The sequence below is a fragment of the Candidatus Methanoplasma cognatum genome (genome assembly GCA_009777615.1).
Classification (GTDB): domain Archaea; phylum Thermoplasmatota; class Thermoplasmata; order Methanomassiliicoccales; family Methanomethylophilaceae; genus Methanoplasma; species Methanoplasma cognatum.
Window position 1 is genome coordinate 115,902 of the sequence record WRLM01000001.1, and the last position, 14,075, is coordinate 129,976.

The following is a 14,075-nucleotide window of genomic DNA, read 5'->3' on the forward strand; positions in this document are numbered from 1 at the left end:
CGCAACAATGCCCGATGATAAAAGTTTGACTATTGCCGCCATACCGCAAGCGGCGGGCGGTTTTCAGAGAATCGCGGATTCTGCGTCCCTTATGCAAATTCAATTATAATATCAAAGGAATCAGGGCATTATGATAATAGTCGGCGGGTCGTCATCCAGAGATCTAGCTAAGGAGCTGTCGAACACACTCGGATGCACATATGTGCAGGCGGCGACCACAAGGTTCCCGGACGGTGAATGTTACACACGGATCGACATAGGGTCTCTGAGCGACGATGTGGTGATAGTGCAGAACACCTATCCCGACTCCAACCTCATCGAGATGTTCCTGCTGCAGGATGCGGTGAAGAAAATGGGCGCGGAAAGAGTGACGCTAGTCATCCCCTATTTCGGATATGCCAGACAGGACAGGGTGTTCAAGCCCGGAGAGCCGGAAAGCGCCAAGGTGATGATAAATCATCTGGGCTTGATGTGCGACCGCGTTCTTACCGTGGACATCCACAAGGAATCCGTGCTGGATTACTTCAAATGTCCGCACAAGGACCTCAAAGCGGCGCCCGCGATCGCAGATTACTTCAGAAATAAGAACATCGATCTGGTACTCTCTCCGGACCTTGGGGCAAAGGACAGAGCAAAGGCCGTCGGCGAAATGATGGGAGTACCGTACGATCATCTTGAGAAAGTGCGCCTTTCGGGATCGGAGGTGAAGATATCTCCCGCGCAGATGGACTGCATGGGGAAGAACATCCTTATCGTTGACGATATGATATCCACAGGCGGCACCATTGTGGCCGCGAAACAGGCTTTGAGGGAGGCCGAGGCCAAGAGCGTATCAGTCGTATGCACGCACGGGCTTTTCGTGAGCAATGCTTTGGAGAGGCTCACCGGCAATGCTTTGGAAGCGGTCCTCTGCTGCAATACTCTTGAGAACGAAGTATCTCACATATCAGTTGCCGGCATAATATCCAATGCATTGAAAGAGAGCTGGTGATCCGTTGGAGAAAGAGGACAACTTCGGCGACTGGTATCTGGAGATAGTGGAGAAGGCAAACCTCTCCGACAAAAGATACCCGATAAAGGGAATGAACGTCTGGACCCCCTATGGCTGGAAAGCGATGAGCAACATCGACCGTTTCATCAGGCAGGAGCTTGATGCGACGCATCACGATGAGGTCTGTTTCCCGCTGATGATCCCGGAGACCGAGTTCAAAAAAGAGAAGGACCACATCAAAGGGTTTGATTCCGAGGTATACTGGGTGACCCACGCCGGGCTGAACGAGCTTGACGTGAGATTGGTGCTGCGGCCAACCTCGGAAACAGCGATGTACCCCATGTTCGCCCTTTGGGTGAGGTCGCACCAGGACCTTCCGCTGAAGGTCTACCAGATCGTGAACGTTTTCCGCTATGAAACGAAGCAGACAAGGGCTTTCATGAGAGTGAGGGAGATACATTTCTTTGAATCACACACCTGCCACGCGTCCGAGGAGGACGCGCAGAGGCAGATCGAAGAGGATGTCGAGATGCTGTCAAAGATAGCGAAGAGGCTGTGCCTGCCGTACTTCCTTTCCGTCAGGACCGAATGGGACAAATTCCCCGGCGCGTACTACACCGTAGGAATAGACACAGTCATGCCGAATGGAAAGACGCTGCAGATCGGTTCTATACACCACTACCGCACGAACTTCTCCGAGCCGTATGAGATAACTTATGAGGATGAGAACAGCGAACACAAACATGTGCACCAGACGACCTACGGCATGAGCGAGAGGCTGCTCGGGGCCCTGATCGGAGCTCACTCTGATGACAAGGGGATGATAATGCCGCCCGACATAGCGCCTTTCCAGACAGTGATAATACCCATCTTTTCAAAAGACAACAGCACACAGGTGCTGGAGGCCGCGCGTGCGCTCGCGGAAGATCTCTCAGATCACGGCATAAGGGTAAAGCTTGACGACAGAGACACAAGGCCCGGAAGCAAATATTACGACTGGGAGATCAAAGGAGTGCCGCTGAGGCTGGAGATAGGCGGAAGAGACATCGAAAAGAACGTAGTCTCGTTTGCCAGAAGGGACACGGGAGAAAAAGGACAGATCGAGCTGAAGAGCGCGGGAAACGGAGTGAAGCTTCTTCTTAATATGATATCCTCCACGCTCCTGGAGAAAGCAAAGGCGTCTCAGATGTCCAAACTGCAAGAGATCGATTCCCTAGACAGCATACCGGAGGGGAGGATCCTGAGGTTCGGATGGTGCGGCTGCGAGGAATGCGGCCACAAGTTCGAAGACACATACGACATGAAGATACTCGGTACCCCATACCCCGCGGAAGAAGGGTACAAAGGAAGCTGCATCATCTGCGGCAAGGATGCCGGACAACCTACGCTGGCCGCCCGTACGATGTGATCACATGACCTTTCAGGAAGGCGAGACCGTATACCTCGTGGACAGGTCCGGGAAGAGGATCTGGCTGAAAGTATCCTATGAGATGCTGAAGATAGCGTCGCTCGGGACCGTTGACGGAGTAAGATTCAAGGACCTGGACGACGGGTCGCAGATGAGCATCGTCGGAAAGGACTACTTTGTGTTCAGGCCGGGCGCCGTCGAACTCATGGAATCTCTGGACAGAGGGGCGCAGATCATCACTCCGAAGGATGCGGCGACGATCATTTTCAATTGCGGAATAAGGTCCGGCGATACGGTGCTGGAGGTCGGCGCGGGGTCCGGAGGGCTGACAACCGCTCTTTTGAGCGCCGTAGCACCCGCCGGAACGGTCCATACGCTGGAATTCAAAGAGGAGAACGCAAAGCTTGCGCTTAAGAACGTGAAACGCACAGGGTTGGACAGATATTGGAAGTATACGATAGGCGACGCCAGATGCGCTAAGGTCGATATAACGGCCGATGTGCTCGTCATGGACATGCCGGACCCCTGGCTTGCTTTGAACAACCTCTGCGGGAACCTCAGGCCGGGAGGGCGCGTATGCTCATATGTTCCGAACATGAACCAGGCGGAGACGGCGGTCGCCGCCCTCAGGGAGAAAGGGTTCGCAGAGGTATACGCGCTGGAGAACATACAGCGCGGCCTGGAGGTCCATCCCGGAGGCGTAAGGCCGTCATTCGAAATGCTGGGACATACGGGATATCTTATCTTCGGAAGGAAGACATCAGGCTGATCAGCCGTTCATTATCTTTCCCAGCGGCTCCTTCCATACGGCTCTCATATCACTGACGGACAGATTGACCGATGCCTCTTTGATCTTCAGACGCGCGCCGCCGGTCGTTCCGACGCGGACAGCCTTCCTGCCGAAGATCTTTTTGAACGCGGCCTCATCATCCTTAGCGATCTCGACGATCCATCTTGTGTTGCTCTCAGAGTACAACTTAACCATCTCAGTGCCTTTGACCTTCGAAAGGTCTATGTCAGCGCCTACGCCGCCGGCGATGCACATCTCGGCCATGGCGACAGCGAACCCTCCGTCAGAACAGTCGTGACAACTTTTTACCAATCCTTTGTCCATAGCTGTTAGCATCCTGCTCATAAGCCTCTTGAGGTTGGCAGGGTCTACGCCGGGGGCATCGCCGCCCGCGCCTCCGAACTTGCGGAAAAGCAGCGAGCCGCCCATCTCATCTTTGGTCTCGCCGACCAGGAACAACAGATTGTTCTTCCCCTTAAGGTCCGCAGTGACGGCCTTCCTGCTGTCCTTGATCAATCCCGTGCCGATGACCATCGGGGTCGGCAGTATGCAGACGCCGTTGGATGATTCGTTGTAAAGGCTTACGTTGCCTGATGGTATCGGGATCCCCAAATGACGCGCGACCTCTCCCAGTCCCCTTACGGATTCTCTGAGCTCTCCCATGCGGTCCGGTCTCTCGGGGTTACCGAAATTCAGACAGTCAGTGAATGCATGGGGTCTCGCTCCGGTTGCCACTAAGTTGCGGCATGCCTCATCGATGCACCCCATACCTCCGCGGTACGGATCGGCAGAGACGATCCATGGGTTGCAGCCCACGGCCACGGCAAGGCCTTTGTTAGAGTCCTTTACCGGTGTGATTATGCTTGCGTCGCCCGGCCCGTCCCCCGCATCGGGCCCCGACGCGGTCCTTTTACCCTTCATCCGGAATTGTTTGATCGCCCATTCCCTCGAAGCGATGTTCAGGTCGGACAGCAAAGCGGTCATGACCTCATTGTTGGACGGCAGCTTTGGCACTTTTTCTTCCGCTTTCGTGGACACCTTTGGTTCTGTATAGGGCCTGTTGTAGACAGGGCCGCCGGTAAGGAACTCCAGGTCCATGTCGAATATCAACTCGCCCTCCCAGAAGATCCTTGTGCGCTGTGTGTCCGTGCTCTTTCCGACAACCGTCGCCGGAACGTTGCGTTTCTTGAATATTTTAAGGATCCTCTCCACGTCGTTTTCCTTCGCGGCGAGCATCATCCTCTCCTGTGTTTCCGATACCCAGGCTTCCCACGGGGCCATGCCCTTCTCCCTAAGCGGGACCTTTTCAAGGTCCACGTCGGCGCCGCACTTTCCTCCCAGCGCCATCTCGCCGACCACGCAGCTCAGTCCGCCGCCGCCGAGGTCCTTCATCCCCGTTATGAGGCCGGCCCTGTTCGCTTCAAGGCAGGCGGCCAGTACGAAACGTTTCGGTATCGGGCTCACGCCGTGTTTGGCGCCTTTGTTCTCCGCCGCCGCCGAAAAATCGGCGGATGCGAAGTTCACTCCGTGTATGCCGTCCCGTCCGGTCGGTTCGCCGCATAATATGAATGTCTCTCCGGGGCCGCCGACGAAGTTGTTCCTGAGCTCTTTGTTCTTTACGATGCCCAGCGCGCCGACGTTTATCAGGCAGTTCCCGGTGTATCTTTCGTCAAAGAAGAATGCGCCGGAGACCGTAGGCACCTTCAGCGTATTGCAGTAGTCCTTTCCTCCGCTGACAGCCCTTTCGAGCAGCTCGCGGGGATGTATGGTTCCCTTTGGTAATTTTTTCTCGGTATCGATCTCGCCTATGCAGAACGGATCGATGATGCCCACAGGTTCCGCGCCCATGCACACGACGTCTCTCAATATTCCTCCGACGCCGGTCGCGGCGCCTCCGTACGGCTCTACGGCCGAAGGGTGGTTGTGGCTCTCTATTCTCAGCGCGTATCCGTGTCTCCCGTCGAATCTCATTATCCCGGCGTCGCCGCGTGACATTACGTCGGGATGGTCGATGCCGAAGACGAATTCCTTCAGGACAGCCTTGGAACTTTTGTAGCAGCAGTGCTCGCTCCAGGCCTGTCCCAGAGACTGCAGTTCTATGTCGGTGGCGTCTCTTCCTTCCTTGACGAAGTGTTCTCTGACGGTCTTCATTTCGTCAAGCGAAAGGCCCAGGCCCAGGTCCTTCGAGATCTTCTCGAGGTCGCTGTCCGCGGCGTCCCTTATTTTTATATCATACAATTGGAAAGGAGCTTTGCGTTTTACTGTAAGTTTTATAGAAGCCATAACATCACCATGCCGCTGTGAGCGCACCTTGACGGCCGTATCCCAAAAGTTCCGGAAGCCGTCCGAATGTACAACGTCACACACCCGTTCGGAGCGATGTATTTAACGCTTTAATATGTTTTGTTCACAGATCATGGCAAACACCGAGCGTGCTACAGCTACTGATAATCCTTCCGGTGACAGGACGGCGGTTACAGAACCGCAGGTATCCACTAGCCGGTGTAAGGACCATCCGATGGGGAAGGAGGCGGCATATCGCATCTGTGTTTGGTGATCATACCTTTATCTTGATCTCAACATGGTCGCCGTTCCCGATGCTGAGCGTTCTTCTCAGATGGTACTGGCAGACAACCTCTATCACATTATCGTAATGCGACCTTTCGGGCATAACTACCGCGCACTCGATGCTTCTTATCCTCGCTTTGTGCGCGGTCACTTTTCCGAATGATCTTCCTTCGCTTGAGAAGCCGTATATGGTCTCCCCGGGTGCACTTCGGATAATGTCCAATTTACCGACATCCTCTCTGTCGATCACTATGTTGAGTGTACCTTCGTACGGTTTGAATCCCAGTTTCTCTTCGAACTGGGCCATATAACCGATCTGGCATATGTAATAACCGCCTTCCCCCATACCGTCGGTGATTACTCCGCGCAGGTTGATCTGATCATCCACCTCGAATACCCTTCGGTATTCGCTGTATTCCTGTTTGATCTCGTCTATCCCCTTGGGAGTAAGCTTTATGCGCTGTTTTCTCGCGCCCATATCCCTTATGATCAGTTTCTCGTCCAAAAGTTCCAAGATTCTTTTCGATGCGGATTGCTGACTCATCTCCAAGGCATCGCCCAGTTCTCTTGAAGAGAGGACGACATAGTCCTCTATCCCGCCGAGCAGAGCGATCTTCCTTAAAGCGAACGTGTATTTTGAGTCCACAGTTATGTATGTAAGGCATAGAATTTAAACGTACCCGATGAAAAAAAAGAGAGTGGCACTATATAAGCAATTTATAAACCACAAATAACCTAGTTATATAGGCCGTATTTAAAAGTGGTAATGCCCATGCGGGCACATTTTCAAATCCTTATTCTGTCCGCCCAGTTCTTAGACGCCGGTACGGCCAGGTTGGCAACGATCAGCACGCCTATCACAACGAGTATCACGCCGACATAAAGGTCTATCGCTCCAAGTATGACCGAGCTGCCCGCCGCGCCTATCGTCAGGAAGGTCATCAGCAGCAGTACGTTCCAGGACCACTGCCCGCCTTTGGCGAACCCTCCCGCAAGAGCGAAGAACATGACGGCCGTGAGCATGCATGCGCCCATTTTCATAAGGGCACTTTCCTCCGCCTCAAAGAAAACGGCCATGCAAACGACGGCGACAACCCCGCCGAGCAATCCCAGCGCACCGCCGATCTTTACATTTTTAGGTACAGTTTCCATTTTTACACCTGCCTTCTTAATATTGTAATCTCTATTAACCCTTCCTGCTTGAAAGGACCATATTCACGCTTTCAGCAAGGAACCACATCATTACCAGTATTATGCCGTATGCCTCAAGCTCTGCAACATCGAAGACCAATGCCATGGTGGCCAGCAAGAAGATGAGGACGATACCTATTCCCGCGAAGATCTTCTTGTCCGCGATCCAATTCCCTGCCGCAAAGGCGATCATTGCCAAGAATATGAGCAGCGCCGCGGACACCGCAGCGAAGCTGTGCAGATCCCCATCGTTCATCGTGTATACGCCGACAAGGGCAAGGGCAACCCCGCCGAGAACAAGGAGAGCGCCGCCGACGGCGCGGCCCATATTCTTTGCGTATACGGCGCATCCGACCCCGAACACAGCAACAAGTGCGCCTGTGATCATGCAGCCGTAGTTGAAGTAAAGGCTCGCGTCCGTGTCCGAGATCCCGAATTCAGAGAGTTTGTTGACGCCGAATTCCCAGGCGGTATCGATAGACGCTGCGCAGACCCATGCGATGATGAATGCCGCAACCCCGATCATTCCGAACCAGGCGAACGCGACACTATGGTCCTTTGAGATTTTCATAGCCCCTGAACATGCTTATTGTTTAATTATGTTTACGCTGGGAAAGAGCTTCAGGAAATCAAGCTGTCGAGGTCAGACAGAAGATGGGGTCTCAGTGAGGGGGCCTTCTTATTGGACTGCATATGGAACTATCCGCAGAGGATGAAGGGATCCCTCAGAAATAGGTTAGATCTGTATTATGTATTTCAATAAAATGTAAATTAACCGTGGAAATTCGGGCTGTCCTCTGCCACACTGCTCACGCTTCGGTATGAATATTAAGGGAAAATTATATTAAGCATGTTTAATATAAGTATGCTTAATAATATTTGGAGGTAATAAAAATGTTTCAGTATGAAAACACTGTCAGAGGAAAAATGAACATTGAGAAAGTATGGGAGTTATATGCTAATGTAAACAAGTGGTCTGAATGGGATTCAGATATGCAAAACGTTGTGCTGGAAGGCAAATTTGTCACAGGAACCAAAGGCACAATGTACATTAAGGAAATGCCCCCCTTGCCTTTTGTGTTAGATGAGGTGCAAAATGGTAAAGTGTTCATAAATTCATCAGTACTTGGAGAGATAGTCGTCCAATTCGGACACTTTATTTCCGAAGATGGAAACGGTGAGTGCACATTAAAACACACTGTCACAATCACAGGACCAAATGAAGCACAGTTGCAGGGAATGGGGCAAGGGATTGTATTAAATATCCCCGGCAACATGGAAAGGCTATCTCAACTCGCAAGGATGTAATGGATGAAATACTCGAAATTCCAAAATTCTAATGAAAGTCCGGGGCTATTGTTCTGGCAAGCATCCGTCCTATGGCAAAGAAAAATAAAGGACGCGCTACGCCCATTCGACATTACCCACACACAGTTTGTAATTCTGGCCGTCACGCATGAATTAAATGAGGTTAATTCTTGTGTGACGCAGAATGACATCTCAGATTTTTCCATGATAGATGTTATGACGGTTTCAAAAACGTTGCGTCTATTAGAAAAGAAGAATCTTATCACAAGAGAAAACCACCCGACGGATACGAGAGCAAAGCGTATATTGAATACAATCCAAGGGGAGGAAATAATCAAAACCGTAAACCCGATTGTTGAAGCTGTAGACAATGAATTTTTCTTCAGTGATAAAGAAACACTTGCCGTTTTCATCGGTTTGCTTAGTCAGCTTAAAAGAAGGGCTTAAGTTTTCTCTTTTTTTCTTCATGCATAAGTATCAAGTAAGCAGATACCAAATTTGCGCTCGAAACACGTTTCAGCATGAGTATCGAGATTTATTTAAGTAAGCGTAAGGCCCCGTCCTCCGATGTCATTCGGTGCTGAGATTGCTGCCGTTGCGTGGCCAAATGCAATATGATCAGCTGTCGGACTCAAACCTAACTCAAGGAGGTGATGATTTCCTGAAAGCTGAGTTGCTCTAAACATATAAATCAGAGGCGGGATATAATCACGATCTTAAGAGGAACATTCTGCCTGTTGCCTTATTCGGCACCTATAACTGTCTGACTCAGGTTAAAAAAGACCAAAGAAGAATTTCATTGCCAGGAACATCATTATCAGCGGGGGCACTCCAAAAAGTACCCCTCGACGTGTGTAATCAATATTATATTTGCGGATCTTCTCATAAGAGGCCATCAAATCACTCTCATCAAAGACTGCGTCTCTGTTCAGGATGGTCACATGGTATTTGGGGAAAACAGAATTGTCTGACCATACTAATAAGGAACATCCCTTCTCCACGAGTCCTTCTTCGATCACCATGGCTTTTTTACTGCGGTAAATAGATATTCGGTTCGTCCCTGCAGGAAGCAGGATGCGCGCCGACCCGCCCCTGTGTATCTTTCCTATCCTTGCTTCGTTAATATCAATATAGATGGCTCCATTTCCCATTAGATATTTTGTACAGACAATCTCTACCTCAACATCCCCGTTTGGTGAATTGAATAATTTTGTCCGGTTGCTTGGGTCCAGACGGTCGTCAAAGCAACTAAAGACGTTATAAAAAAGCAAAACCAGGAGTATTATAAAAACCATATACGCTAACGGCGACCAGTCACCCTTTGCGAACCCGTATATTGATGCCGCAATAGTAACAACTATTCCGACAATAACTCCAATCATTTCAGAAGAAACCATTCCTTACACCTCCTGCAAAACGAAAAGATAGCCACAATCATATCCGATAGGAGGTTATATCACTAATATATGTGCTTTGAGATTTGCTACTCCGTTGCATAACTCCTGAATCAGGAGGCATGTCTGCAGAATACTTTCGCATACCTGGTCCGATGGCCGTCTTGACTGTTTTCGTGCCGATACCGCATACACAGCGGGATGTCCTGTTCAACTTGAAATCCGTGTGCAAACAATCATGCACGCAGCATGATTCTTATAAGCAGATACACAACGCCTATTATCAGCAATACGGTAAGGAGCACAAAGCCTACAATCTTAAGAAGAGGCAAGCTGTCGGCATTGGGATATAGATCGTATGTATTTGGTTCGAATTCCACTGTGATGTCTGCGGCGGATGAGATATCCGGTAGTGTAAGAGTGCTCGATGTGTGCCCGGGCACAACAGTGCCATCAGCCCTCCACTCTTTTATACGGAAGTTGTTGTTAGGCAGTGCCGTGAACACAACACTCTTACCATCCTCGACCGATGCGCCTGCAGGCACACTTGCTCCTTCCACAGTCATGACGAGTTTTCCATCGCCGATACTGTTGAACGAAACCACATGAGAAGGAGGCATCAACTCGAACTCAGCGGTTACAGTTGTGTTTTTGCTAAGGTTTTTGAGCGTGTACGTCAAAGTCCTGCCGCCTATGGAGACACCGTCAACGTACCAGTCCTTCACTTGCCACCCATTGGTCGGGTTTGCGGTGAACACGACATCGGATCCTGTAGTGACCCGAACAGTTGATGCTATCTTCGCACTGCCCACCTTCGCAGTGATATCTCCTCCAGTACCATTCTTCACGTTGAATGTGACTATGCTCATTATCTGCTCGAACTCAACGGTGACCGTAGTATCTTTAATGATGTCTGAAACTGTGTACGTAAAAGTCCTGCCGCCGATGGAGACACCGTCAACGTACCAGTCCTTCACTTGCCACCCATTGGTCGGGTTTGCGGTGAACATGACATCAGATCCCATAGTGACCAGAACAGTTGATGTTATCTTCGCACTGCCCACCTTCGCAGTGATATCTCCTCCAGTACCATTCTTCACGTTGAATGTGACTGTGTTCATTATCTGCTCGAATTCAACGGTGACGTTTCCCACTGCAGAGATGTTCTGCAGAGTGAAGGTGTTCGATGCGTGACCTGTAATTGCAATGTTATCGAGCTTCCACTCTTTTATGCGGAAACCGTTGCTGGGCGTTGCAGTGAACACTACATCTTTACCATCATCAACCTGTGATCCTGTCGATATGCTGATGTCATCCACTGTTGCAGTCAGCGTTCCGCCGCCGATGCTGTTGAACAATACTGTATGTGATGACGATGTCAATGTAAACTCAACGGTGACGTTGCCAGCGACAGAAATATTCTGCAGCGTGAAGGTGTTTGAGGCAAGACCTGATATGACAACGTTATCGAACTTCCATTCCTTCACATGGAAACCGTTGCTGGGCATTGCGGTAAACACAACATCCTTGCCCCCATCGACCTGTGACCCAGTTGTTATACCGATACCATCCACCGTTGCGGTCAGCGTTCCGCTACCGATGCTGTTGAACAACACCATATAGGAAGTTGGCATCAGCTCGAACTCGACGGTGACGTTGCCAGCGACAGAAATATTCTGTAGCGTGAAGGTGTTTGAGGTGAGACCAGGTATGATAATGTTATCGAGTTTCCATTCCTTCACATGGAAACCGTTGCTGGGCGTTGCGGTAAACACAACATCCTTGCCTTCCTCGACCAGCGATCCGGTCAGTATGCCTGCCCCATCCACCGTTGCGATAAGAGTTCCATTGCCAATACCGTCGAAGGATATTATGTGAGATGGCGGCATCGGTTCGAACTCGGCGGTAACGCTAACCGAGGCCGATATTTTCTGCACTGTGAAAGTGTTTGAACTGAGGCCGGGTACGACAACGTTACCGAGCTTCCACTCCTTCACGCGGAAACCGCTGTCGGGTGTTGCAGTGAACACTATATCTTTACCATCATCGACCTGTGATCCTGTCGATATGCTGATGTCATCCACAGTTGCAGTCAGCGTCCCGTTGCCGCCCACAGTATCGAATATTACGGCGTATGTGGGCATAGTCACAGTTACATCCCATGTGTTCATCCCGCCTTCATGGGTCATGGTCACTGTATGTTTTATGCCGACATACATCTTCAACTGTGGAACACCGGAGACAGTGATGTTTACAGTATTGCTGTCAACGACATTTATATTGTAGGAGAGCCACAGGAACGGCGTCATGCTCAAGCTTATGCTGTTTGTATCGGTGACAGGAACGGCGAAAGTGTATGTGTACAGCTCATTTAAGCACGCGGTCTCCGGCGGTGCGAATTGAGTTGAAAAAACGGTAATAATCACGCTCTGTGTTGCTGAAATATAACCAGATCTCGATGCGGTTATGGTAAGCGAGAATGATTCCAGCAATCCGTTGGCGGGTAACGGCGCTGTTCCGCTTACTGTCGTTCCGTCAGATGAAACCCATGATGCCCCTACGACAGATATTGTTGCTCCATCTGGATTGGTTATCGGAGTGTATGACCACATCTGTCCACTGACGGTTGCAGTCTCTGGTTGTGATGTAATCTTAATTTGAGGAATATCCTCCCAAATTGCATATAAAAACAGGTTGAAATCTGGTACCGTCACTGTTGCGTTCACCGCGTATGAAATCCCTCCGCCGTTGACTGACGTGTTCCATTCTTTGAATTGTTTGTTCAATGGGGGTGTGATCTCTGATGCTGCTGCGGCCTGGAATGTTGCACCTGCAATCATGGGCGATTTTGTAGGAGCTGTTCCAGTGCCGCCGTTGAGATTGTACGTCACAGAGTATGTCGGCGGTTGATCCGATAGAGAATAAATGACTAATATCGCATCATTGTTGCCTCTTCCCGTTAAACCTGTAAAATCACCATTGCCGAATGAGTTTTCTTGAGAAACACCAACGGCGACAAAACCATCAGCCATCGTATATGCTCCAAAATATATTTCCTGACCCGATCCGCCAAAATTCTTTTTCCATAGGACGTCGCCATCTACGCTATATAATACAGCGATTGCATCGTTGCCGCCTCTCCCTTCGAGACCAGCCCAATCACCATTGCCGAATGAGGCCTCTGCAGAATAACCAACGGCAACAAAACAATCATCCACGACGGTAACGCCGTTGAAAATTTCTGCTGCCGACCCACCTATGTGCTTTCCCCACAGAAAGTTACCATTTGCATTATACTTCACAATGATGGCGTCGTAACCGCCTTTTCCTGTAATGCCGGTCCAGTTGCCATTGCCGAACGAGGTCTCTTCAGAGTTACCGACCGCTATGAAGCCATCGTCCGCGGCTGTCACAGAAGTGAATATATCGTCGCCCGATCCTCCGAAGTTCTTACTCCAGACGATATCACCGCTGAGACCATACTTCACAATGATGGCGTCGTAACCGCCTTTTCCTGTAATGCCGGTCCAGTTGCCATTGCCGAACGAGGTCTCTTCAGAATTACCGACCGCTATGAAGCCATCGTCCATGGCCGTCACACAAGTGAATTGATCACTGCCCGATCCTCCGAAGTTCTTACTCCAGATGACATCGCCGCTGAGACCATACTTCACAATGATGGCGTCGTAACCGCCTTTTCCTGTAACGCCGGTCCAGTTGCCATCGCCGAACGAGGTCTGAGCGGATTGACCGACTGCTATGAAGCCACCGTCCACGGCGGTCACAGAAGTGAATTGATCGTCACTCGATCCTCCGAAGTTCTTACTCCAGATGACATCGCCGCTGAGACCATACTTCACAATGATGGCGTCGTAACCGCCTTTTCCTGTAACGCCGGTCCAGTTGCCATCGCCGAACGAGGTCTCTTCAGAATTACCGACTGCTACGAAGCCACCGTCCACGGCGATCACTGAATTGAATTGATCACTGCCCGATCCTCCGAAGTTCTTACTCCAGATGACATCGCCGCTGAGACCATACTTCACAATGATGGCGTCGTAACCGCCTTTTCCTGTAATGTCGGTCCAGTTGCCATCGCCGAATGAGGTCTGAGCGGATTGACCGACTGCTACGAAACCATCGTCCACTGCGGTCACAGAGGCGAATCCATCGCTGTTTGAACCTCCGAAATTCAACGCGTATTGTGTGAAATAGACATCTGAACCAAGAGAAGCATCTAATCTATCCAATGTGTTACCTGCAACAGCTAATAGACAGACGCAAAGCAACACGAATGCGGATGCAAGTGCCGTATTTCCTTTTGCTTCTTTCTTCATTTAAACCGTCCTGTTGGTTTGATGGAGAATGTAACTTCTGTTGATAGAGATGTTATTCTTTTCATAGTCATCATTCCCACAGATTGTT

General features: G+C 50.4%; 11 protein-coding genes. 5 read left to right on the top strand and 6 right to left on the bottom strand.

Annotated features, from left to right (window positions below):
* The first annotated feature begins 130 nt into the window (after nucleotides 1-130).
* From FWG96_00470 to FWG96_00480, 3 genes are read left to right on the top strand one after another with little or no spacing between them, the layout of a single operon-like run.
* A complete protein-coding gene (locus FWG96_00470) occupies nucleotides 131-991 on the top strand; it encodes a ribose-phosphate diphosphokinase (GenBank protein ID MCL2031741.1) in 861 nt (286 codons plus the stop codon).
* 4 nt (nucleotides 992-995) lie between these two features.
* Complete coding sequence (proS, locus tag FWG96_00475) at nucleotides 996-2,399, top strand: proline--tRNA ligase (GenBank protein ID MCL2031742.1); 1,404 nt, start codon at nucleotides 996-998, stop codon at nucleotides 2,397-2,399.
* A gap of 4 nt (nucleotides 2,400-2,403) precedes the next feature.
* Nucleotides 2,404-3,168, top strand: coding sequence for a methyltransferase domain-containing protein (locus FWG96_00480; GenBank protein MCL2031743.1), 765 nt, complete (start codon nucleotides 2,404-2,406; stop codon nucleotides 3,166-3,168).
* Here the strand turns inward: FWG96_00480 and purL are convergent, their stop codons facing one another.
* The 4 genes from purL to FWG96_00500 form a co-directional block, all read right to left on the bottom strand.
* Nucleotides 3,169-5,472, bottom strand: a complete 2,304-nt coding sequence (purL, locus tag FWG96_00485; protein ID MCL2031744.1) for a phosphoribosylformylglycinamidine synthase subunit PurL — start codon at nucleotides 5,470-5,472, stop codon at nucleotides 3,169-3,171.
* A gap of 274 nt (nucleotides 5,473-5,746) precedes the next feature.
* Nucleotides 5,747-6,403: a DUF120 domain-containing protein gene (locus FWG96_00490; GenBank protein MCL2031745.1), complete on the bottom strand. Its 657-nt coding sequence runs from the start codon at nucleotides 6,401-6,403 to the stop codon at nucleotides 5,747-5,749.
* A 140-nt stretch (nucleotides 6,404-6,543) separates the two neighbouring features.
* Nucleotides 6,544-6,909, bottom strand: coding sequence for a hypothetical protein (locus tag FWG96_00495; GenBank protein MCL2031746.1), 366 nt, complete (start codon nucleotides 6,907-6,909; stop codon nucleotides 6,544-6,546).
* Nucleotides 6,910-6,943: 34 nt separating this feature from the next.
* On the bottom strand, nucleotides 6,944-7,519 hold the full coding sequence (locus FWG96_00500) for a DUF998 domain-containing protein (protein MCL2031747.1): 576 nt from the start codon (nucleotides 7,517-7,519) through the stop codon (nucleotides 6,944-6,946).
* A gap of 323 nt (nucleotides 7,520-7,842) precedes the next feature.
* On the opposite strand from FWG96_00500, the gene FWG96_00505 reads away from it, so the two are divergent.
* Both FWG96_00505 and FWG96_00510 read left to right on the top strand, forming a co-directional pair.
* On the top strand, nucleotides 7,843-8,256 hold the full coding sequence (locus FWG96_00505) for a hypothetical protein (protein ID MCL2031748.1): 414 nt from the start codon (nucleotides 7,843-7,845) through the stop codon (nucleotides 8,254-8,256).
* Nucleotides 8,257-8,259: 3 nt separating this feature from the next.
* Nucleotides 8,260-8,703, top strand: coding sequence for a MarR family transcriptional regulator (locus FWG96_00510; GenBank protein ID MCL2031749.1), 444 nt, complete (start codon nucleotides 8,260-8,262; stop codon nucleotides 8,701-8,703).
* Between the two features lie 326 nt (nucleotides 8,704-9,029).
* On the opposite strand, the gene FWG96_00515 is transcribed toward FWG96_00510, so the two are convergent.
* Together FWG96_00515 and FWG96_00520 are read right to left on the bottom strand one after the other, a co-directional pair.
* The gene (locus FWG96_00515; GenBank protein ID MCL2031750.1) at nucleotides 9,030-9,653 is read right to left on the bottom strand and encodes a hypothetical protein; all 624 of its coding nucleotides are present in this window, start codon (nucleotides 9,651-9,653) and stop codon (nucleotides 9,030-9,032) included.
* 233 nt (nucleotides 9,654-9,886) lie between these two features.
* Nucleotides 9,887-13,987 carry a hypothetical protein gene (locus FWG96_00520; protein ID MCL2031751.1) on the bottom strand — a complete coding sequence of 1,367 codons (4,101 nt, stop codon included), beginning with the start codon at nucleotides 13,985-13,987 and terminating at the stop codon, nucleotides 9,887-9,889.
* Between the last annotated feature and the right edge of the window lie 88 nt (nucleotides 13,988-14,075).

Bases quoted from the DNA above. Each gene is read 5' to 3' on its own strand.
- FWG96_00520 (MCL2031751.1), bottom strand. From the start codon at position 13,987: ATGAAGAAAGAAGCAAAAGGAAATACGGCACTTGCATCCGCATTCGTG.
- FWG96_00505 (MCL2031748.1), top strand. From the start codon at position 7,843: ATGTTTCAGTATGAAAACACTGTCAGAGGAAAAATGAACATTGAGAAA.
- FWG96_00510 (MCL2031749.1), top strand. From the start codon at position 8,260: ATGAAATACTCGAAATTCCAAAATTCTAATGAAAGTCCGGGGCTATTG.
- FWG96_00470 (MCL2031741.1), top strand. From the start codon at position 131: ATGATAATAGTCGGCGGGTCGTCATCCAGAGATCTAGCTAAGGAGCTG.
- FWG96_00515 (MCL2031750.1), bottom strand. From the start codon at position 9,653: ATGGTTTCTTCTGAAATGATTGGAGTTATTGTCGGAATAGTTGTTACT.
- purL (MCL2031744.1), bottom strand. From the start codon at position 5,472: ATGGCTTCTATAAAACTTACAGTAAAACGCAAAGCTCCTTTCCAATTG.
- FWG96_00495 (MCL2031746.1), bottom strand. From the start codon at position 6,909: ATGGAAACTGTACCTAAAAATGTAAAGATCGGCGGTGCGCTGGGATTG.
- FWG96_00500 (MCL2031747.1), bottom strand. From the start codon at position 7,519: ATGAAAATCTCAAAGGACCATAGTGTCGCGTTCGCCTGGTTCGGAATG.
- FWG96_00480 (MCL2031743.1), top strand. From the start codon at position 2,404: ATGACCTTTCAGGAAGGCGAGACCGTATACCTCGTGGACAGGTCCGGG.